Raw genomic sequence first — 20420 nt, 5'->3', positions numbered from 1 at the left:
GCCGGATGGCGGGGGTTTGCGTTTACGGGTTGGCCGAGGATTCCCTCGCGACGCTTCGCTTGCCTCGCTCGGTCGCGGCCAACGCGGCTTACTTGACGATCGCGGCGAGCTCGCCACGGGCGTAACGGTTCGCCATGGTGTCGAGGTTGACCGGCTTGATCTTGCTGGCCTGGCCGGCGGCGCCGAAGGCTTCGTAACGGGCGATGCAGATGTCGCGCATCGCGTCGGTGGAGACCTTCAGGAACTTGCGCGGGTCGAATTCGGACGGGTTCTGCGCGAGGAAGCGACGCACGGCGCCGGTGCTGGCCAGACGCAGGTCGGTGTCGATGTTGACCTTGCGCACGCCGTACTTGATGCCTTCGACGATTTCCTCGACCGGCACGCCGTAGGTTTCCGGGATCGCGCCGCCGAATTCGTTGATGATCGCCAGCCATTCCTGCGGCACGCTCGAGGAGCCGTGCATCACCAGGTGGGTGTTCGGGATGCGCGCGTGGATTTCCTTGATGCGCTCGATGGCGAGGATGTCGCCCGTCGGCGGACGGCTGAACTTGTACGCGCCGTGGCTGGTGCCGATGGCGATCGCCAGCGCGTCGACGCCGGTGTCCTTGACGAACTGCGCCGCTTCTTCCGGGTCGGTCAGCAGCTGGCTGTGGTCGAGCACGCCCTCGGCGCCGACGCCGTCTTCCTCGCCGGCCATGCCGGTCTCGAGCGAACCCAGGCAGCCGATCTCGCCTTCCACCGACACGCCGCAGGCGTGCGCGAAGTCGACCACGGTGCGGGTGACGCGCACGTTGTAGTCGTAGTCGGTCGGCGTCTTGCCGTCTTCACCGAGCGAGCCGTCCATCATCACCGAGCTGAAACCCAGCTGGATCGAGCGCTGGCACACCGCCGGGCTGGTGCCGTGGTCCTGGTGCATCACCACCGGGATGTGCGGGAATTCTTCCACCGCGGCCAGGATCAGGTGGCGCAGGAAGGGCGCGCCGGCGTATTTGCGCGCGCCGGCCGAGGCCTGCACGATCACCGGGGCGTCGACCTTGTCGGCCGCTTCCATGATCGCGCGCATCTGCTCGAGGTTGTTGACGTTGAAGGCCGGCAGACCGTAGCCGAATTCGGCCGCGTGGTCCAAGAGTTGACGCATCGAAACGAGTGCCATGAGTGTCTCTCCAGAAACGGGACGCCGCCCACGGGCAGCGTGATTGAATAAGGTTGGCCGAGGCGCGCTAGCTGCCCTGGCTGACGCCCGACAGCGCGACGCCGGCGCCGACGAAGGCGCCGCCGGCGAAGCGGTTGACCCAGCGCTGGCGGAGCGGGCTCGAGAGCCAGTTGCCGAGCCGCGCGCCGCCGGTCGCGTAGACGAACTGCCAGCCGCTCTCGATCACGAAGAAGGTCGCCGCCAGCGTCATCAGCTGCGGCAGCTGCGCCGCGCGCGCGTCCATGAACTGCGGGAACAGCGCGGTGAAGAAGATGAACGCCTTCGGGTTGCTCATCGCCACCAGGAAACCGGTGCGGAACTTGGCCCAGCCGCCCGCGCCGCCGTTGCCGGCCGCTTCGGGCGCGGTCAGCGCCTCCGGATGCGCGCGCCAGGTCTTGACGCCCAGCCAGATCAGGTAGGCCGCGCCGGCGTACTTGACCGCGGCGAACAGCGCCTCGGACGTCGCCAGCAGCGCGCCCAAGCCCGCCACCGAGGCGGCCATCACGATGCCCAGCGCGACGAGCAGGCCGAGCATGGTCGGCAAGCTGGCGCGCACGCCGTAGCGGATGCCGTGCGTCATCGCCAGCAGCATGTTCGGGCCGGGCGTCGCCGACACGAAAAACACCGTCACGACGAACAGCAGCCAGGTATCGAGGGGCATCGCGGTCTCCTTGCGGGGTGTTGCGCCGCCCGGCCAACCCCGGGTAGAGGCCGGCCGGGCGTGACGGGGTTAGCGGGCGCGTTCGCTCAGGATCGCGACCGCCGGCAGCTCCTTGCCTTCGAGGAACTCGAGGAAGGCGCCGCCGCCGGTGGAAATATACGAGATCTTGTCGGTGACGCCGAACTTGGCGATCGCCGCCAGCGTGTCGCCGCCGCCGGCGATCGAGAACGCGTTCGATTCGGCGATCGCGTGCGCCAGCGTCTCGGTGCCGCCGGCGAACTGGTCGAATTCGAACACGCCGACCGGGCCGTTCCACACCACGGTGCCGGCACGGGCGACGATCTCGGCCAGCGCCTCGGCCGATTTCGGGCCGATGTCGAGGATCATGTCGTCCTTGGTCACCTCGTCGACCAGCTTCAGCGTGTCGTCGGCGTTTTCCGAGAACTCGGCCGCGACCACCACGTCGGTCGGCAAGGGCACGTCGCCGCCGCGCGCGCGGATCTTGGCGATCACCTTCTTGGCTTCGGCGACCAGCTCGGACTCGGCCAGGCTCTTGCCGATGCCGTGGCCCTCGGCCAACAGGAAGGTGTTGGCGATGCCGCCGCCGACGATCAACTGGTCGACCTTGTCGGCCAGCGCTTCGAGGATGGTCAGCTTGGTCGACACCTTGGAGCCGGCGACGATGGCCACCAGCGGGCGCGCCGGGGCTTCGAGCGCCTTGGACAGCGCCTCCAGTTCGGCGGTCAGGAGGATGCCGGCGCAGGCGACCGGCGCGAAGCGGGCGACCGCGTGCGTCGACGCCTCGGCGCGGTGCGCGGTGCCGAAGGCGTCGTTGACGAACACGTCGCACAGGCTGGCGTAGGCGCGGCCCAGTTCCTCGTTGTTCTTTTTCTCGCCCTTGTTGAGGCGGACGTTCTCCAGCATCACCACATCGCCCGGCGCGACGACCAGTTCGCGCTCCTGCCAGGTGGCGTTGACCGGTACGGTCTGGCCCAGCAGTTCGGACAGGCGGGCGGCCACCGGCGCGAGGCTGTCCTCGGGCCTGGGTTCGCCTTCGGTCGGGCGGCCCAGGTGGGTCATCAGGATGACGCCGGCGCCGGCACGCAATGCGTGCTCGATCGACGGCAGGCTGGCGCGGATGCGGGTGTCGTCGCCGATCACGCCGTTCTTGACCGGCACGTTCATGTCGACGCGGATCAGCACGCGACGGCCGGCGAGGTCTTGTTCAACGAGTTTGAGAAATTGCATGACGCTATCCGTTGCAACGCCGCACCGACGGCCAGGGGGTTGGCCGAGGGGTGCGGCGAGGGTTGCGAGGGTCGGTTACTTGGCGGTGTTGAACATCGCGCGGGCGGTGCGCAGCATCTGCTGGCAGAAGCCCCACTCGTTGTCGTACCAGGCGAGCACCTTGACCATGTTGCCGTTGGACACCTTGGTCAGCGTGGCGTCGAACACCGAGCCTTCGGTGGTGTGGTTGAAGTCGCTGGAAACCAGGGGCAGCGTGTTGAAGCCCAGCGAGCCCTTCATCTTGCCTTCGCTGGCTGCCTTGACGATGGCGTTCACCTCTTCGACCGAGGTGTTGCGGCCGGCTTCGAAGGTCAGGTCGACCAGCGACACGTTGATGGTCGGCACGCGCACGGCGAAGCCGTCGAGCTTGCCCTTCAGTTCCGGCAGCACCAGGCCGACGGCCTTGGCGGCGCCGGTCTTGGTCGGGATCATGTTCTCGGTGGCCGAGCGGGCGCGGCGCAGGTCCTTGTGACGCACGTCGGTCAGCACCTGGTCGTTGGTGAAGGCGTGGATGGTGGTCATCAGGCCCTTGACGATGCCGATCTCGTCGTTCAGCGCCTTGGCGACCGGCGCCAGACAGTTGGTGGTGCACGAGGCGTTCGACACCACGGTCATGTCGGCGGTCAGCACGTCGTGGTTCACGCCGTAGACGACGGTCGCGTCGACGTCGTCGCCGCCCGGCGCCGAGATCAGCACCTTCTTGGCGCCGGCGTCGATGTGCAGCTGGCACTTCTCTTTCGACGTGAACGCGCCGGTGCACTCGAGCACCAGGTCGACGTTCAGCGCCTTCCACGGCAGTTCGCGCGGGTCGCGCGTCGAGAAGAACGGGATCACGTCGCCGTCGACGATCAGGTTCTTGTCGTCGTGGCTGACCTCGGCGGCGAAGCGGCCGTGCACGGTGTCGAACTTGGTCAGGTGGGCGTTGGTCGCCAGGTCGCCGGAGGCGTTCACCGCGACGACCTCGAAGTCGCCGCGCAGATTGTATTCGTAGATGGAACGCAGGGCCTGGCGGCCGATGCGGCCGTAGCCGTTGATCGCGATACGGATGGTCATCGTGATTCTCTCTCTCGTGCAAAAAACGGCCGCCCGGTCCGGGCCGGGCGGCGGGGTGTATTACTGCAGGACGGACCGGGTCTTGGCGACCACGTTGTCGACGGTGAAGCCGAAGTGCTCGAACAGCGCGCCGGCCGGTGCCGATTCGCCGAAGCTGTCGATGCCGACCACTTCGCCGTCCAGGCCGACGTACTTGCGCCAGAAGTCGGACACGCCGGCCTCGATCGCGACGCGCGGCAGGCCGCGCGGCAGCACCGCCTGCTGGTAGGCCTTGTCCTGGCGGTCGAACACATTGGTCGACGGCATCGACACCACGCGCACCGGAACGCCCTCCTCGGCCAACGCGGCCTGCGCCTTCAGCGCCAGTTCGACCTCGGAGCCGGTGGCGATCAGCACCGCGCGCGCGCCGGCGGCGTCGGAGAGCACGTAGCCGCCCTTCGCGATGTCGGCGAGCTGCGGCGTTTCACGTGAAACGAACGGCAGGTTCTGGCGGCTGAGGATCAGGCTGGACGGACGGGTGCGCTGTTCGATCGCGTGCGCCCAGGCGACGGCGGCCTCGGCGGTGTCGCACGGACGCCAGACGTCCATGTTCGGGATGTAGCGCAGCGTCGCGGTCTGCTCGACCGGCTGGTGGGTCGGGCCGTCCTCGCCGAGGCCGATCGAGTCGTGGGTGAACACGTAGATCGGGTTGATCTTCATCAGCGCGGCCATGCGCAGCGCGTTGCGCGCGTACTCGCTGAACATCAGGAAGGTGCCGCCGTACGGGCGCAGGCCGCCGTGCAGCGCGACGCCGTTCATGATCGCGGCCATGCCGAATTCGCGCACGCCGTAGCTGATGTAGTTGCCGCGGCCTTCGGCGTCGATCCACCGGCTGCCCGACCAGTTGGTCAGGTTCGAGCCGGTCAGGTCGGCCGAGCCGCCGAGGAATTCCGGCAGCGCCGGCGAGAACGCCTCGAGCGCGATCTGGCTGGCCTTGCGGGTGGCGACGGTCTGGCCGGCCTCGACGATCTTGGCGATCGCGGCGGTCTTGGTCTCTTCCCAGTTCGCCGGCAGCTCGCCCTTCATGCGGCGCTCGAACTCGGCGGCCAGCTCCGGGTAGGCGGCGCGGTAAGCGTCGAAGCGGCGGGCCCAGTCGGATTCGACGGCGGCGCCCTTGTCGCGCGCGCCCCAGGCGGCGTACACGTCGGCCGGGATCTCGAACGGCGCGTGCGGCCACTTCAGGTGTTCGCGCGCGGCGGCGATCTCGGCGGCGCCCAGCGGCGCGCCGTGCACGTCGTGGCCGCCCTGTTTGTTCGGCGCGCCGAAGCCGATGGTGGTCTTGCAGCAGATCAGCGTCGGGCGCGCGGTTTCCTTCTTGGCGGTCTGGATCGCGGTCTCGATCTCGACCGGGTCGTGGCCGTCGACGTTGCGGATCACCTGCCAGCCGTACGCTTCGAAGCGCGCCGGCGTATCGTCGGTGAACCAGCCCTCGACGTCGCCGTCGATCGAGATGCCGTTGTCGTCCCAGAACGCGATCAGCTTGCCGAGGCCCCAGGTACCGGCCAGCGAGCATGCCTCGTGGCTGACGCCCTCCATCAGGCAGCCGTCGCCGAGGAAGACCCAGGTGTAGTGGTCGACGATGGCGTGGCCGTCGCGGTTGAACTCGGCGGCCAGCATTTTCTCGGCCAGCGCCATGCCGACCGCGTTGCTGATGCCCTGGCCGAGCGGGCCGGTGGTGGTCTCGACGCCCGGCGCGTAGCCGTACTCGGGGTGGCCCGGCGTCTTGCTGTGCAGCTGGCGGAAGTTCTTCAGATCGTCGATCGACAGATCGTAGCCGGAGAGGTGCAGCAGGCTGTAGATCAGCATCGAACCGTGACCGTTCGACAGCACGAAGCGGTCGCGGTCGGCCCACGCGGGGTTGGCGGGGTTGTGCTTGAGGTGATCGCGCCAGAGGACTTCGGCGATGTCGGCCATGCCCATCGGGGCGCCGGGGTGGCCGGATTTGGCCTTTTCCACCGCGTCCATCGACAGGAAGCGGATCGCGTTGGCAAGCTCGGTACGGGAGACCATGCAAAGAGACCTTACGACTGGGGTGTGGGAACCGGGAGCGCGCAACCCGTCTGCCGCCGCCTGCCCGTCGCCCGGGCAGGTCGCCGGCGCCGGATTATAAGCGCCGCTAAATCATGCAATTATCGCCGATTTTGACGCGGCGCGGCAACCGAACGGCGCCGCGCCGGCGCTTGACGGCGGGCGTGCCGAGGACCGACCCTGTGGCGGTCAATGCCGTTTTCATTTTTTGCGACGGAAGGATGCCATGAGCGATTTTTTCACCGACCCCGCCCCGTCCCGGCCGCCGCCCGGCGCGCGGCCGTCCGCGCCGCGCCGCGTCGCCGCCGGACGCGGCTGGCGCTGGATCGTCGAGGCCTTCGAGCTGGTGCGCGCCCAGCCGCTGACCTGGGCGCTGATGGCGCTCGCCTACTTCGCGATCACGCTGCTGCTGAGCCTGCTACCGCTGGTCGGCGACGTTGCGACCACGCTGACCGCGCCGCTGTTCACCGCCGCCTTCGTGCTCGCGGCGGTCAAGGTCGAACAGGGCGGCGAGCTCGAGATCGGCGACCTGTTCGCCGGCTTCCGCGTGCGCACCGGGCCGCTGCTGCTGCTCGGCGTCGCCTACCTGCTGTCGATGGCGTTCGCGGCGGGCGCGGCGCTGCTGATCGCCGCCGCCGCCGGCCTCGGCGCCGACGCACGCGGCCCGGCACTGCTGCTGGCCGCGCTGCCGCTGACGGTCGCGGTGCTGCTGGTCAGCTTCAGCTACTGGTTCGCGCCGGCGCTGCTGGTGACGCGCGAGGTTGGCGTGCTCGAGGCGCTGACGCTGAGCCTGCAGGCGGCGCTGGCCAACTGGCTGCCGTTGCTGATCGCGACGCTGAGCCTGTTGCTGCTGCTGTTGCTGGCGCTGCTGCCCTTTTTCCTCGGCCTGCTGCTGTGGCTGCCGCTCGCCTGGGTGTGCTACTACACCGCCTACCGCGACGTCTTCGCCGCGCGCTGAGGCGGCCCGGCGCGAAAACGGCTCGGCCAACCCGTGAGGGGTTGGCCGAGCCGTTGCTTTGTCCGCGTGCCTGCGCGGCGGCTCAGGCGCGGTGCGTCTCGCGCCGCATGTCGACGTGCGGGATGCCGCCGTCGTCGTACGGTTCGGATACCGCGACAAAGCCGAAACCCTGATACAGCCGCTGCGCGGCGAGCTGCGCCGACAGCATGATGGGCGAGCCGGGAAACAGCCGCTCGCAGCGGGTGACCGCCTCGGCCATCAGTTGCTTGCCCAGGCCGGTGCCGCGCCGCTCGGGCGCCACCACCACGCGGCCGATCGCGACCGCGTCGCGGTACTTGACGTCGGGGTCGATCAGCCGCGCGTAGGCGATCAGCCGGCCCGCGCCGTCGCGGCCGGTCAGATGCCAGGCCGACAGGTCGACGCCGTCGATGTCGCCGTAGATCGACTGCTGCTCGACGACGAACACCCGGTCGCGCAGCTGCAGCATCTCGTAGACGGTCAGCGGCGTGAAGCCGTCGAAGCGGTGGCATTGCCACTGCAGAAAGCTCGCCATAGTACAATCCTCGCGATTATTGTCGCGTCCACCTTAACACGGCGCCGTCCCTGCCATGAATAGCCCAGACTTCCTTACCGATACCCCCGACGCGGCCGCCGGCACCACCCCGCCGCCGACCGCGCCCGCCGCGCCCGACACCGAGGGCGGCGACGACTGGATCGCGCTCGACACCTACGCCGAGCGCGCCTACCTCGAGTACGCGATGAGCGTGGTCAAGGGCCGCGCGCTGCCCGAGGTCGCCGACGGCCAGAAGCCGGTGCAGCGCCGCATCCTGTACGCGATGCGCGAGATGGGCCTGGCGGCCGGCGCCAAGCCGGTCAAGTCGGCGCGCGTGGTCGGCGAGATACTCGGCAAATACCACCCGCACGGCGACAGCTCGGCCTACGAGGCGCTGGTGCGCATGGCGCAGGACTTCACGCTGCGCTACCCGCTGATCGACGGCCAGGGCAACTTCGGCTCGCGCGACGGCGACGGCGCGGCGGCGATGCGCTACACCGAGGCGCGCCTGACGCCGATCGCCGACCTGCTCTTGTCCGAGCTGCACATGGGCACGGTCGACTTCGTGCCCAACTACGACGGCGCCTTCGAGGAGCCCAAGCTGTTGCCGGCGCGCTTGCCGATGGTGCTGCTCAACGGCGCCTCGGGCATCGCCGTCGGCCTCGCCACCGAGATCCCGCCGCACAACCTCAAGGAAGTCGCCGCCGCCAGCATCGCGCTGATGAACAACCCGGCGCTGTCCACCGCCGAGCTGATGGCCCACCTGCCCGGCCCGGACTTCCCGGGCGGCGGCCAGATCATCACGCCGGGCGACGACATCCTCGCCGCTTACGAGAGCGGCAAGGGCTCGGTGCGCGTGCGCGCCAAGTGGGAGGTCGAAAAGCTGGCGCGCGGCCAGTGGCGCGTGATCGTCACCGAGTTGCCGCCGGGTGCCAGCGCGCAGAAGGTGCTGGCCGAGATCGAGGAGGCGACCAACCCCAAGCTGAAGGCCGGCAAGAAGGTGTTAAGCCAGGAGCAGCAGAACCTCAAGAAGCTGATGCTCGACACGCTCGACCGCGTGCGCGACGAGTCGGACAGCGAATCGCCGGTGCGGCTGGTGTTCGAACCGAAGTCGAGCCGCCAGGACCCGGACGAGTTCATGAACCTCCTGTTGGCGCAGACCAGCCTCGAGGGCAACGTGTCGCTCAACCTGGTGATGATCGGCCTGGACGGCCGCCCCGGCCAGAAGGGGCTCAAGTCCATCCTGCAGGACTGGATCGACTTCCGCGTCGACACCGTCACCCGCCGCCTCGCGCACAGGTTGGCCGAGGTCGACCGGCGCATCCACATCCTCGAAGGGCGGATGGTCGCCTTCATCCACATCGACGAGGTGATCCGCGTCATCCGCGAGTCGGACGAGCCCAAGCCCGACCTGATGCGCGCCTTCGGCCTGACCGACGTGCAGGCCGACGACATCCTCGAGATCCGCCTGCGCCAATTGGCGCGGCTGGAAGGCTTCAAGCTCGAGAAGGAACTCTCGACGCTGCGCGAGGAGCGCGACGGCCTGCGCCACCTGCTGGGCGACGAAGCCGCCAAGCGCGCGCTGATCGTCGCCGAAATCGAGGCCGACGCCGCCAAATACGGCGACGCGCGCCGCACCGAGATCCGGGCCGCCGAACGCGCGACGCTGACGCAGACGGTCGCCGACGAGCCGGTCACCGTCATCCTGTCGCAAAAGGGCTGGGTGCGCGCCCGGAGCGGGCACAACCTCGACCTCTCGACGCTCGCGTTCAAGGACGGCGACGGCCTCGCCGCCGCGGTCGAGACGCGTACCGTGTGGCCGGTGATCGTGCTCGACAGCAAGGGCCGCGCGTACACGCTCGACGCCGCCGACATCCCGACCGGGCGCGGCGACGGCGTGCCGGTCACCTCGCTGGCCGAGCTGCAGGACGGCGCCAAGGTCGCCCGGATCCTGGCCGCGCCGCCCGAGGCGCGCTTCGTGCTCACGCACTCCGGCGGCTACGGCTACATCGGCAAGGTCGCCGACATGGTTGGCCGCAACAAGGCCGGCAAGACCTATATCGCGCTCGAGGCCGGCGAGGCGCTGCTGCCGCCGCTGCCGCTGCCGGCTGCGGCCGACCCGGCGTCGTTGCGCCTCGTCGTCGCCTCGTCGGCCGGCCGCCTGCTCGCCTTCCCGCTGTCGGAACTGAAGGAGCTGGGCAAGGGGCGCGGCCTGATGCTGATCAAGCTCGAAGCCGGCGAGACGCTGGCCGCCGCCGGCCTCGCCGACGGCGACCGCGTCGTCGCGACCTTCGTCGGCGCGCGCGGCCGCGTCGCCGACGAGAGCGTGCCGCTGGCCGACTTCGACGGCGAGCGCGGCCGACGCGGCAAGCCGCACGGCCGCAAGGGCACGCTCGCGGCGTTCAGGAGCGCGTGACCGGGCAGCGCCGCTCTCCCCTGCGCTATCGGTATGCCCCCCATGCTCAAGACCTTCGCCCTTTTCGTCGTCACCGCGCTGGCCGAGATCGTCGGCTGCTTCCTGCCCTACGTCTGGCTGCGCCAGGGCGGCCCGGCCTGGCTGCTGCTGTCGGCCGCCGCCAGCCTCGCGCTGTTCGCGTGGCTGCTGACCTTGCACCCGGCCGCCAGCGGTCGCGTCTACGCCGCCTACGGCGGGGTCTGCGTCGCGACCGCGCTGCTCTGGCTGCGTTGGGTCGACGGGGTGCGGCTGTCCGTCTACGACTGGGGCGGCGCCGGCGTGGCGCTGTGCGGGATGGCGATCATCGTCGCCGGCTGGGGCCGGGCGAGCGGGTGAGGCCGGCGGCGCCGGTTTCGCATGCCGCCTGCCTTGCCTAGCATGGAGACAGCCGCGCCCGCGTGTTGTGCCGTTTCGTCCTGGTCGCGGCGCCATTTCCAGGAGGTGCACGATGTTCAATAAGTCGATAGTGGCCGTCCTCGCGACGGCCTTGCTGCTCGGCGCTGGTTCGGCCGCGTTTGCGCGCGGCGGCGGCCACGGCGGAGGGAGCGGCCACGGCGGCTCCGGTCATAGCGGCTCCGGTCACGACGGCGGCAGCGCGCGCGGCGGCGACGACGGTGGCGGGCGGCGTGGCGGCGAGGCCGAGGCGCGCGGTCGCGAGGCGGAAGGCGAAACGGAGGTGCGCGGTCGCGAGGCGGAGGCGCGTGGCCGGGTGGCCGAGGGCGAGGTGCGCGGGCGGGCGGGCGAGACGGTGCACCGCAGCACGAACCATTGACGGCGGATGCGCCGCCCACCGCAACAAGGCCGGTCGTACCGGCCTTGTTGACGTCTTACGGCGCGAGGATGGCCTTGCGCCACGTGCCGTCGTCGCGGCGGTACTGCACCCTGTCGTGCAGCCGGCTCGGCCGGCCCTGCCAGAATTCGACGCGGTCCGGCGTGACGGCGAAGCCGCCCCAGTGCGGCGGGCGCGGCACCTTCAGCGGGTGGCGGGCGCCGAACAGCGCCGCGCGCTTGACGATCTCGGCCTTGCCGGCGATCTCGCGGCTCTGCTCGGACGCCCACGCGCCGATGCGGCTGCCGTAGGGGCGGCTGTCGAAGTAGGCGTCGCTGGCGGCCTCGGCCAACCTTTCGACCCTGCCCTCGACGCGCACCTGGCGTTCGAGCTCGGGCCAGAAGAAGGTCAGCGCGACGAAGGGGTGGGCGGCGATCGCGTCGCCCTTGCGGCTTTCGTAGTTGGTGAAGAACACGAAGCGGCCGTCCTCGACGCCCTTGAGCAGCACGATGCGCGCGCTCGGGCGGCCGTCGGCGTCGACGGTGGCGAGGTTCATCGCGGTCGGCTCGTTGACCTGGGCGGTGATCGCCTCCTTCAGCCACAGCTCGAACTGCGCGACCGGGTCGGCGAGGCAGTCGTCGGGCGACAGTTCGTGCTTGGCGTAGTCCTGACGGATGGCGGCGAGGTCGAGGGTCATGGCGTGGGCTCCTGAGGTGATGCCGTCATCTTAGCGCTGCCCCGGCGGGCGGGCGAGTCGGGGGCGTTCCGGAGTCGGCGCCCCCGGCGGCGGCCGATTGCGCTAAAATCGATCCGTTTTCCCTCCGCCGCTCGCGCCTTTTTCAATGCACCTGGTCGCCTTTGGTCTGAACCACCACACCGCCCCGCTCGCGATTCGGGAGAAGCTCGCCTTTCCGGCCGAGCTTCTGCCCGAGGCGCTGTCGAGCCTGACGGCCGGCGTGGCGAACGAGGCGGCGATCGTGTCGACCTGCAACCGCACCGAGGTCTACTGTGCGAGCGCCGACCCGCAGGCGGCGCTGTCGTGGCTGGCGCACTACCACCGCGTGCCGATGGCCGAGCTGGCGCCCTACCTCTACCAGCTCGACGCGCGCGACGCGGCGCGCCACGCCTTCCGCGTCGCGTCCGGGCTCGACTCGATGGTGCTGGGCGAGACGCAGATCCTCGGCCAGATCAAGGACGCGGTGCGCGTCGCCGAGCGCCAGGGCACGATGGGCACGCTGTTGAACGCGCTGTTCCAGAAGACCTTCGCGGTCGCCAAGGAGGTGCGCAGCAAGACCGCGGTCGGCTCGGCGTCGGTGTCGATGGCGGCGGCCGCGGTCAGGTTGGCCGAGCAGATCTTCCCGTCGGTGTCCGAGCTCAAGGTGCTGTTCATCGGCGCCGGCGAGATGATCGAGCTGGTCGCGACACACTTCGCGGCGAGGAAGCCACGCCGGATCACCGTCGCCAACCGCACGCTCGAGCGCGGCCAGCGCCTGGCCGAGCGCTTCGGCGGCGACGCGATCCTGTTGGCCGAGCTGCACGACGCGCTGCCGGCCTACGACGTGGTCGTCACCTCGACCGCCAGCCAGCTGCCTATCGTCGGCAAGGGCATGGTCGAGCGCGCGGTCAGGCAGCGCCGCCACAAGCCGATCTTCATGCTCGACCTGGCGGTGCCGCGCGACGTCGAGGCCGAGGTCGCCGAGCTGTCCGACGTGTTCCTGTACACCGTCGACGACATCGCCGGCATCGTCGAGGTCGGTCGCGAGGCGCGCCAGGAGGCGGCGCGCGAGGCCGAGACCATCATCGAGGGCCGCGTCGCCGAGTTCCTCGACTGGCTGCGCCGCCGCGACGCGGTGCCGATGATCCGCGCGCTGCGCGACGAGGCCGAGCGCACGCGCCGCCACGCGCTCGAGGCGGCGATGAAGCAGCTTGCGCGCGGCGACGACGCCGGCAAGGTGCTCGAGACGCTGTCGCAGCAACTGACCAACAAGCTGATGCACCCGCCGACGCAGGCGCTTGCGCGCGCCGCCGGCCCCGAACACGACGCGCTGGTGGCCGCCATCGCGCGCCTCTACCGCCTGCACCCCGACGCCTGAGGCCGCGCGCCCGGGCCGAACAGAATCCACACCGATGAAACCGTCGATTGCCGCAAAACTGGCGCAGCTGTCCGAGCGCCTCGAAGAAGTCACCCAGTTGCTGGTCCAGGAAGGCGCCACCGCCGACATGGACCAGTACCGCAAGCTCAGCCGCGAACACGCCGAACTGACGCCGCTGGTCGAGGCCTTCGCCGCCTATCGCCAGGCCGAGGAGGACATCGCGACCGCCGGCGAGCTGTTGTCCGACCCGGACATGAAGGAATTCGCCGCGGCCGAGATCGACGCCGCGCGCGACAAGATCGCCGCGCTCGAGCTCGAGCTGCAGAAGCTCTTGCTGCCCAAGGACCCGAACGACGACAAGAACATCCTGCTCGAGATCCGCGCCGGCACCGGCGGCGACGAGGCGGCGCTGTTCGCCGGCGACCTCTTGCGCATGTACACGCGCTACGCCGAACGCAACCGCTGGCAGGTCGAGATCCTGTCGGCGTCCGAGTCCGACCTCGGCGGCTACAAGGAGGTGATCGTGCGCATCGCCGGCGACGGCGCGTATTCGCGGCTCAAGTTCGAATCGGGCGGCCACCGCGTGCAGCGCGTGCCGGCCACCGAGACGCAGGGCCGCATCCACACCTCGGCGTGCACCGTCGCGGTGATGCCCGAGGCCGACGAGATCGCCGAGGTGGTGCTCAACCCGGCCGACCTCAGGATCGACACCTACCGCGCGTCCGGCGCCGGCGGCCAGCACATCAACAAGACCGACTCGGCGGTGCGCATCACCCACCTGCCGACCGGCATCGTCGCCGAGTGCCAGGACGGCCGCTCGCAGCACGCCAACAAGGCCAGCGCGATGCGCGTGCTGGCGGCGCGCATCTACGACATCCAGCTGCGCGAGCAGCAGCAGAAGGAGGCGGCCGAGCGCAAGAGCCTGATCGGCTCGGGCGACCGCTCCGAGCGCATCCGCACCTACAACTACCCGCAGGGCCGCGTCACCGACCACCGCATCAACCTGACGCTGTACAAGCTCGACTACGTGATGGACGGCGACCTCGACGAGCTGACCGGCGCGCTGATCGCCGAGCGTCAGGCGGAGCTTTTGGCGGCGCTGTCCGACTGAGCGTCCTGGCGGCGGCACAAGGCTCGGCCAACCCCTGCGGGTTGGCCGATTTGCTTGGCGAAATGAATATACTGATATATATTATATTTGTTGGTATATTGAATGGATCCCCACCGTTCCTGCAAGGAGGTCGCCATGCAATGCAATATCGGCAAAACCGAGCGCGTGATCCGCGTGCTCGCCGGATTGGCCATCGTCAGCCTCGCCTTCGTCGGGCCACAAAGCCCATGGGCCTGGCTCGGTCTCGCGCCGCTCGTCACCGGCCTCATCGGCTGGTGCCCGCCCTACGCGCTGTTCGGCATCAACACCTGCAAGCCGCGTAGCTGAACGGCGCGGCGGCGTTCCACGTGAAACGTCCTCCGGCGGCCGGCGTCGCGCCGGCCCGTCACGACCCGACCATGGCGCTGCGTTCCACGTGAAACGCGGCCGTTGCGTGCAAGAATCGGGTCGAAGCGCCGCGGGGCGCCGCTTACACTGCGAGGGTCCCCGTTCCGGAGCGCCGCCATGCCCTGCCTGCCTGCCCAGCCCCCCTTTCCGCCGGAAGCGGCCGACGCGCGCGGCTACCGCCGCGTCGCCGACGCCATCGTGTGGCTGATGCGCCACGCCGAGCGCCAGCCGACCTTGGCCGAGCTGGCCGCCGCGCTATCGGTCAGCGAGAGCCTGCTGCAGCGCGAGTTCACCCGGCTGGCCGGCGTCAGCCCCAAGCGCTTTTTGCAGCACCTGACGGTGACCGCCGCCAAGGCGAGCCTGTCCGGGCCCGGCGCGCTGCTCGACCACGCCTACGCGCTCGGCCTGTCCGGCGGCGGACGGCTGTACGACCACTTCGTCACGCTCGAGGCGATGACGCCGGGCGAGTATCGCGACGGCGGCGCCGGCCTCGCGCTGGTCTGGGGCGTGCACGACACCGCCTTCGGCGCGGCGCTGGTCGCGCAGAGCCCGCGCGGCGTGTGTCTGGTGCACTTCCTCGCCGACGGCGAAGCACCCGGCGCGCTGCTCGGCCAACGTTGGCCGAAGGCCGCCGTGCGCCACGACGCGGCGGCCACCGCGGCCGTCGCCGCGCGGCTGTTCCGGCCGCTGGCCGAGCCGGGCGCGGCGCCGCTCGCGCTGCGCGTGCAGGGCAGCAACTTCCAGGTCCAGGTGTGGCGCGCCTTGCTGGCGTTGCCCTACGGCGCGCTCGCCAGCTACGGCCAGCTCGCGGCGGCGATCGGCCGGCCCGGCGCGGCGCGCGCGGTCGGCGGCGCGGTCGGCGCCAACCCGGTCGCCTGCTTGATCCCCTGCCACCGCGTGATCCGCGCCGAGGGGGCGCTGTCGGGCTACCGCTGGGGCGCCGAGCGCAAGGCCGGGCTGATCGGGTGGGAGGCGGCGCACTGCCTCGCCGCCGAGGTGCCCGATCATGCGTGAGGCCCGCGCTTGCGGCACCGGAGCGCGCGCCGCGGGCGTGCCGGACGAGCGGACGCATGATTAGCGGAGAAAGCTGGCAGGGGCGAAGGGAGGGTCAGCGCAGCCTGTCGGCCACGCAGCGGCGGCCGGCCGAGCCGGTCTCGGCGATGCAGGCGCGCTCGGCCGCGTCGAGGCGGCGGCACTGTTCCGGGTTGATGTGGGTCTTGCAGCCGGCCGGCGGCAGCGCGTCGAGCACGCAGCGGCGGCGCTCGGCGCCGGACAGCGCGTCGCACTGCCGTTGCGCGCCGGGCAGATAGAGGCAGCGCTCGGGACGGCCGCGGCAGCTCAGCGAGGGGGTGAATTCGGCGACGCAGGCGCGCCGCGCGCCGCCGTCGAGGTCGACGCAGCTTTGCGCGCCCTGGCGGTAGGCCTGACAGCGCAGCGGGGCGGCGCTGTCGTCGCAGACCGAGGCCCGCGCCGGGTGGGCGGTGAACGCCAGGGCCGCCGCGACGGCGAATCCGAGCAGCGTCAGCGACTCCCCCATGGCGTCCCTCCCCTGTGTTGAGCGCGCGCGTCTAGCGCGAGTGGTCGTCCTCGAGCGCGCGGCGCTGGGCGTCGCGCCAGCGCTTGCGGTCGTACCCGCGGTCGTCGTCGCGCTCGGCGCTCGGGCCGCCCGGCGCGAAGCGGCGGTAGTCGCGGTTGCGCGCGCGCGCCTCCTCGGGGCTGACGTCGCCGTAGCGGATCGCCTCTTTCATCCTGAGTTCGCGCAGCCGGCGCGCCTCGTCCGCGTCGTCCCGATCCGCCGCGAACACGCGCGCGGGCGGGCCGCGGTGGTCGCGGGCCGCCGCCTCGCCCGCCAGCACGGCGAGGCAAAACGAAAGACAACAGACTGAGAATAAACGGTTAACCATGCCTGTATTGTAGCGGCTTGCCGGGCGGCGGTGGGGAGGCCGCCGGCGGCGTCGCCTTGCTCTGGACCCTGCCCACTGTAGGCGCGGGCTGTTGCGCAATCTTGTGCTGCACCGCGCCAAGTGTTAAAGACTGTGAACCGTGGCGCTGCCGCACGCATTTTCCGGCCCGGACGGGCTGACCGCGCGCGCGCGAAACGCTACGCTAAGCGAATGGAACAAGCCAAAATCCTCATCGTCGACGACGACGCCAAGCTGCGCGATCTCCTGATCCGCTACCTGTCCCAACAAGGCTATACGGTCGACAGCCTGCCCGACGCGCGCGACATCGACCGCAAGCTCGCGCGCAACCGCCCCGACCTGGTAGTGATGGACGTGATGATGCCCGGCGAGGACGGCCTGGCCGTCGTGCGCCGGCTGCGCGCGCAGGGCGAGCCGGTGCCGGTGATCATGCTGACCGCGCGCGGCGAGGACATCGACCGCATCCTCGGCCTCGAGATGGGCGCCGACGACTATCTTGCCAAGCCGTTCAACCCGCGCGAGCTGACCGCGCGCATCCAGGCGGTGCTGCGTCGCCACCACGCGACGCCGGTGCTGTCCGAGAGTCTCACCGACACCGCGCCGGCCGAGTTCGGCCCCTTCATGCTGCGCTTCGAGCAGCGCACGCTGACGCGCGGCGACGAGCCGATCCCGCTGACCAGCGCCGAGTTCGCGGTGCTCGCGGTGCTGGCGCGCCACCCGCGCCGCCCGCTGACGCGCGAGCAGATCATGGAGATGGCGCTCGGCAAGGGCGGCGGCGAATCGCTCGACCGCAGCGTCGACGTGCACGTGTCGCGGCTGAGGAAGGCGCTCGGCGCCGACGGCCCGCGCTTCATCCAGACCGTGTGGGGCTACGGCTACGTCTTTTTGCCCGACGGCGTCGGCGCCGGTGAGTAAGCGGGTGGCGGCATGACGAAGCCGGCGAGCGCCTTCGGCCGCCTGGGCGCCTTGGCGCGGCGCGCCCCGCTGAGCGCCCGGCGCGCCGCGCCCAGGGCGGCGCATCACGCCGGCGGCCTGTTCGGCCGCATCGCGCTGTTGCTGGTGGTCGCGGTGCTCGCCAGCCAGGCGTTCACGCTGTGGCTGACGGTACGTCAGCGCGAAGACCTGTTGGCCGAGCAGCTGTACGCGCAGGTGGTCGACACGCTGGCCGACCTCGAGGGCATGCTCGACACCATCCCGCGCGACGAGCGCCCCGCCTTCCTCGCTTCCTACAACCGGCCCGGCCTGCCGCAGCTATTGCCGCTGGACGCGGCGGCCGGCTACGACTTCCGGGGCCAGGTGCCGCGGCTGGGCATGGACCTGGCCGCGCGGCTGGCGAGCAACCTGTCCGAGCCGGTCGAGGTGCGCTGGCGCCAGGCCGGCGAGCGGCGCGAGCTGTGGCTGGCGGTGCAGGTGGTCGATACCCGCTACTGGCTGGCGATGCCGCTGGGCCGTTTCCTCGGCCCGCCGCTGTCGCCGACGCTGATCGCGTCGGCGGTGGTCGCCTGCCTCGCGCTGCTGGCGGCGTTCGCGCTCGCGTGGCGCGTGACGCGGCCGCTGTCGCGGCTGGCCGACGCGTCGCGGCAGTTGGCCGACGGCGTGTCGCCCGAGCCGGTCGAGCCGGCCGGCCCGCGCGAGATCCGCGCGTTCACCGCGCAGTTCAACCGCATGGTCGCCCACCTCGACGCCGCCGCCAGCGAGCGGCGGCTGATGCTGGCCGGGCTGTCGCACGACCTGCGCACGCCGCTGACCCGGCTGAAGCTGGCGCTCGAGATGCAGCCGGACAACCCCGACCGCCCCGACATGCTCGACGACATCGACGAGCTGTCGCGCATCGTCAACCAGTTCATCGACTTCGCGCGCAGCGAGGAAGGCGGCCGCATGGAGTGGGTCAGCCTCGCCGAGCTGGCCGACAGCGTGGTCGGCCGCTTCGCGCGCGCCGGCCTCGACGTGCGGCTGTCGCGCGAGGCCGAGCCGGAGCTGCTCGCCGACGCGCTGGCGCTCGAGCGGCTGCTGTCCAACCTGATCGACAACGCGCGCCGTTACGGCGCGACGCCGATCACCGTCACCTTGGCCGAGGGCGCCGGCATGGCCGAGCTGACGGTGCACGACTGCGGCCGCGGCATCGCGCCGGCGGCGCGGCAGGCGGCGCTGGCGCCGTTCGAGCGGCTGGCGCCGCAGCGCGGCCACGACGGCGGCAGCGGACTCGGTCTGGCGATCGTGTCGCGCGTCGTGCAGCAGCACGGCGGCCTGCTGCTCTTCCTCGACCCGCCGCAGGGCGGCTTCGCGATCCGCGTGCGGCTGCCGCTCGGGCGCGCGTCGTCGCCGGGCGCTCCCCCGCCCGCCTGAGGCCGCAAAAAGGCTCGGCCAACCTGCAAAGGTTGGCCGAGCCTTTTGCCTGCCGCGCCGTTCAGCGCCCTGCGGCGAACGCCATCAGCTCGGGCAGGCACTCGTGCCAGCGCTGCAGCCTGTGGTCGTCGCCGGCGAACACCGTGTGGCGGCAGCCGGCGAAGTCGCGCGCGGCGACCCGCCAGTCGATCACCTCGTCGTGGCTGCCCTGCACCAGCCAGTAGCGGCGCGGGTCGGGACGGGGGATGAAGTGCGCGCGCAGCGCGTCGGCGTCCGCTGGGCCGAGCGTGAAGCGCTCGCCGGTGTAGGGGTGGACGTGCTCGCCGAAGCGCGCTTCGAACAGCTCGAACGGCCGCGTCGACGGGTTGATCAGCACCGCGCGCCGGTCGAGCGTCTCGGCCAGCCAGGTCGCGTAGAAGCCGCCGAGCGAGCTGCCGATCAGCAGCGTGCTGGCCGGCAGCGTCTCGAGCAGCGCGCGCGCTTCGCGCAACGCGTCGGCCGGGTGCGGCGGCAGTTGCGGGGCGTGGAAGGTGGCGGCGAGGCCGCGCGCGGCCAGCCAGTCGCGCGTTTCGCGCGCCTTGGCCGAGCCGGGGCCGGACTGGAAGCCGTGCAGGTAGACGATGTCGGGCATGGGCGTGAAAAAGGAGGCCGCGGCCTCCGGTGGATGCGGGCAAAGCCCGAGTATAGCGCCGACCGGCCTCAGCCGCCCTGCCACTGGTAGCGCGACAGGATGGCCTTGATCTGGCCGCCGCGCTCCAGCCGCTCGATCGCCTGGTTCAGCTCGCCGACGCCGTAGGCGCTGCGCGGCGACACCGCGCACATGGTCGGCAGGCGGGTGAACACCATCGGGTGGACCTTGAGCACGCGCGCCTCGAACGGGTTGGCGCGCGCCCAGGCGACGTATTCGAGTTCGGAGTGGATCGAGGCGTCGGCCAGCCGCATCAGCACCGCCTTGAGCATCAGGTCGGCGCGCGCCTCGGTCAGCCGCGTCGCGCGCCGCGCGGCCCACATCGGCTCGAGCGGCTGGTAGTGGAAGCCGAGCACGGTGCTGATACGCTTGCCGGCCAGCTGGTCGAGGCTGGTGATGTCCGGCTCGTTGCGCAGCGTGATCACGCGCTCGATCTGCGGGTAGAGCTCGCGCGTCCAGCCTAGCCGCGACGCGTTGCCGAACCACTTGGGATTGGCGTTGCAGTGGATGTCGACGCGCCCGCTCTCTATGGTCTGCTCGACCCGTTTGCGCGATACCACCAGGTATTCGGGCGTCGCGCCCAACTGGCGCGCCAGCGCGTCGCCGAGTTCCTTGTACAGCCCGCCGACGATGGCCTCGCCGTTGCCGCGCGCCAGCATCACGATGGGCGGGCCGTCCGAGGCGCCGACGCCGATGCGCAGTACGGGTTCGGCCAGGGCCGCTGGCGGGAAGACTGTCGCGATCGACAGGGCGACGGCAAGGATCGGACGTTTGGGCATACCCATATGCTTTCTTGTAATAAACCGAGCCGGAATGGGGGGCGGGTGCACCGTGATAAGATGGCCGCAGCCCCATTATTCTTCCGATTTCGTATTTAG

Annotated in this window: 21 protein-coding genes; 10 read left to right on the top strand and 11 right to left on the bottom strand. The window is 70.7% G+C overall.

Annotated features, from left to right (window positions below):
- Nucleotides 1-88 precede the first annotated feature (88 nt).
- The 5 genes from fba to tkt form a co-directional block, all read right to left on the bottom strand.
- A complete protein-coding gene (gene fba, locus EV683_RS09075) occupies nt 89-1153 on the bottom strand; it encodes a class II fructose-bisphosphate aldolase (protein WP_066613867.1) in 1065 nt (354 codons plus the stop codon).
- Between the two features lie 67 nt (nt 1154-1220).
- On the bottom strand, nt 1221-1853 hold the full coding sequence (locus EV683_RS09070) for a LysE family translocator (RefSeq protein ID WP_131862572.1): 633 nt from the start codon (nt 1851-1853) through the stop codon (nt 1221-1223).
- Between the two features lie 69 nt (nt 1854-1922).
- A complete protein-coding gene (locus tag EV683_RS09065) occupies nt 1923-3101 on the bottom strand; it encodes a phosphoglycerate kinase (RefSeq protein WP_131862571.1) in 1179 nt (392 codons plus the stop codon).
- 75 nt (nt 3102-3176) lie between these two features.
- Entirely contained in the window at nt 3177-4193 is a 1017-nt protein-coding gene (gene gap, locus EV683_RS09060) for a type I glyceraldehyde-3-phosphate dehydrogenase (RefSeq protein ID WP_131862570.1), read from the bottom strand.
- A gap of 60 nt (nt 4194-4253) precedes the next feature.
- Complete coding sequence (gene tkt, locus EV683_RS09055; RefSeq protein ID WP_131862569.1) at nt 4254-6242, bottom strand: transketolase; 1989 nt, start codon at nt 6240-6242, stop codon at nt 4254-4256.
- 244 nt (nt 6243-6486) lie between these two features.
- Between tkt and EV683_RS09050 the strand changes: the two genes are divergently transcribed.
- Nucleotides 6487-7218, top strand: coding sequence for a BPSS1780 family membrane protein (locus EV683_RS09050; RefSeq protein WP_131862568.1), 732 nt, complete (start codon nt 6487-6489; stop codon nt 7216-7218).
- Nucleotides 7219-7300: 82 nt separating this feature from the next.
- On the opposite strand, the gene EV683_RS09045 is transcribed toward EV683_RS09050, so the two are convergent.
- Complete coding sequence (locus EV683_RS09045; protein ID WP_131862567.1) at nt 7301-7771, bottom strand: GNAT family N-acetyltransferase; 471 nt, start codon at nt 7769-7771, stop codon at nt 7301-7303.
- Nucleotides 7772-7826: 55 nt separating this feature from the next.
- On the opposite strand from EV683_RS09045, the gene parC reads away from it, so the two are divergent.
- The 3 genes from parC to EV683_RS09030 all read left to right on the top strand — a co-directional run bounded on the left by parC (nt 7827) and on the right by EV683_RS09030 (nt 10998).
- Nucleotides 7827-10187 (top strand): DNA topoisomerase IV subunit A, encoded by a 2361-nt coding sequence (gene parC / locus EV683_RS09040; protein WP_131862566.1) that lies wholly within the window; start codon nt 7827-7829, stop codon nt 10185-10187.
- A 42-nt stretch (nt 10188-10229) separates the two neighbouring features.
- A complete protein-coding gene (locus EV683_RS09035) occupies nt 10230-10562 on the top strand; it encodes a YnfA family protein (protein ID WP_131862565.1) in 333 nt (110 codons plus the stop codon).
- Nucleotides 10563-10674: 112 nt separating this feature from the next.
- Nucleotides 10675-10998 (top strand): hypothetical protein, encoded by a 324-nt coding sequence (locus tag EV683_RS09030; RefSeq protein ID WP_131862564.1) that lies wholly within the window; start codon nt 10675-10677, stop codon nt 10996-10998.
- Nucleotides 10999-11053: 55 nt separating this feature from the next.
- Here EV683_RS09030 and pdxH read toward each other — a convergent pair whose 3' ends face one another.
- The gene (gene pdxH, locus EV683_RS09025; protein WP_131862563.1) at nt 11054-11692 is read right to left on the bottom strand and encodes a pyridoxamine 5'-phosphate oxidase; all 639 of its coding nucleotides are present in this window, start codon (nt 11690-11692) and stop codon (nt 11054-11056) included.
- Between the two features lie 145 nt (nt 11693-11837).
- Between pdxH and hemA the strand changes: the two genes are divergently transcribed.
- From hemA to EV683_RS09005, 4 genes are all read left to right on the top strand, one after another.
- Nucleotides 11838-13088, top strand: a complete 1251-nt coding sequence (gene hemA, locus EV683_RS09020) for a glutamyl-tRNA reductase (protein ID WP_131862562.1) — start codon at nt 11838-11840, stop codon at nt 13086-13088.
- Nucleotides 13089-13122: 34 nt separating this feature from the next.
- The gene (prfA, locus tag EV683_RS09015; protein ID WP_066610088.1) at nt 13123-14199 is read left to right on the top strand and encodes a peptide chain release factor 1; all 1077 of its coding nucleotides are present in this window, start codon (nt 13123-13125) and stop codon (nt 14197-14199) included.
- Nucleotides 14200-14334: 135 nt separating this feature from the next.
- The gene (locus EV683_RS09010) at nt 14335-14526 is read left to right on the top strand and encodes a YgaP family membrane protein (protein WP_066610090.1); all 192 of its coding nucleotides are present in this window, start codon (nt 14335-14337) and stop codon (nt 14524-14526) included.
- A 177-nt stretch (nt 14527-14703) separates the two neighbouring features.
- Nucleotides 14704-15600: a methylated-DNA--[protein]-cysteine S-methyltransferase gene (locus EV683_RS09005; protein ID WP_131862561.1), complete on the top strand. Its 897-nt coding sequence runs from the start codon at nt 14704-14706 to the stop codon at nt 15598-15600.
- 94 nt (nt 15601-15694) lie between these two features.
- Here the strand turns inward: EV683_RS09005 and EV683_RS09000 are convergent, their stop codons facing one another.
- Nucleotides 15695-16123, bottom strand: a complete 429-nt coding sequence (locus tag EV683_RS09000; protein ID WP_131862560.1) for a hypothetical protein — start codon at nt 16121-16123, stop codon at nt 15695-15697.
- Nucleotides 16124-16154: 31 nt separating this feature from the next.
- Complete coding sequence (locus EV683_RS08995; protein WP_131862559.1) at nt 16155-16490, bottom strand: hypothetical protein; 336 nt, start codon at nt 16488-16490, stop codon at nt 16155-16157.
- 210 nt (nt 16491-16700) lie between these two features.
- Between EV683_RS08995 and EV683_RS08990 the strand changes: the two genes are divergently transcribed.
- Both EV683_RS08990 and EV683_RS08985 read left to right on the top strand, forming a co-directional pair.
- Nucleotides 16701-17423: a response regulator gene (locus tag EV683_RS08990; RefSeq protein WP_066610099.1), complete on the top strand. Its 723-nt coding sequence runs from the start codon at nt 16701-16703 to the stop codon at nt 17421-17423.
- Between the two features lie 12 nt (nt 17424-17435).
- Nucleotides 17436-18854 carry an ATP-binding protein gene (locus EV683_RS08985; protein WP_131862558.1) on the top strand — a complete coding sequence of 473 codons (1419 nt, stop codon included), beginning with the start codon at nt 17436-17438 and terminating at the stop codon, nt 18852-18854.
- 61 nt (nt 18855-18915) lie between these two features.
- Here EV683_RS08985 and EV683_RS08980 read toward each other — a convergent pair whose 3' ends face one another.
- Entirely contained in the window at nt 18916-19485 is a 570-nt protein-coding gene (locus EV683_RS08980; protein ID WP_131862557.1) for a YqiA/YcfP family alpha/beta fold hydrolase, read from the bottom strand.
- Between the two features lie 68 nt (nt 19486-19553).
- Nucleotides 19554-20321 (bottom strand): substrate-binding periplasmic protein, encoded by a 768-nt coding sequence (locus EV683_RS08975; RefSeq protein WP_131862556.1) that lies wholly within the window; start codon nt 20319-20321, stop codon nt 19554-19556.
- Nucleotides 20322-20420 lie beyond the last annotated feature (99 nt).

Source organism: Crenobacter luteus (assembly GCF_004345725.1).
Lineage (GTDB): Bacteria > Pseudomonadota > Gammaproteobacteria > Burkholderiales > Chromobacteriaceae > Crenobacter > Crenobacter luteus.
Note: the sequence above shows the minus strand (reverse complement) of the source record. Positions and strands in the feature narration are given on the sequence as shown.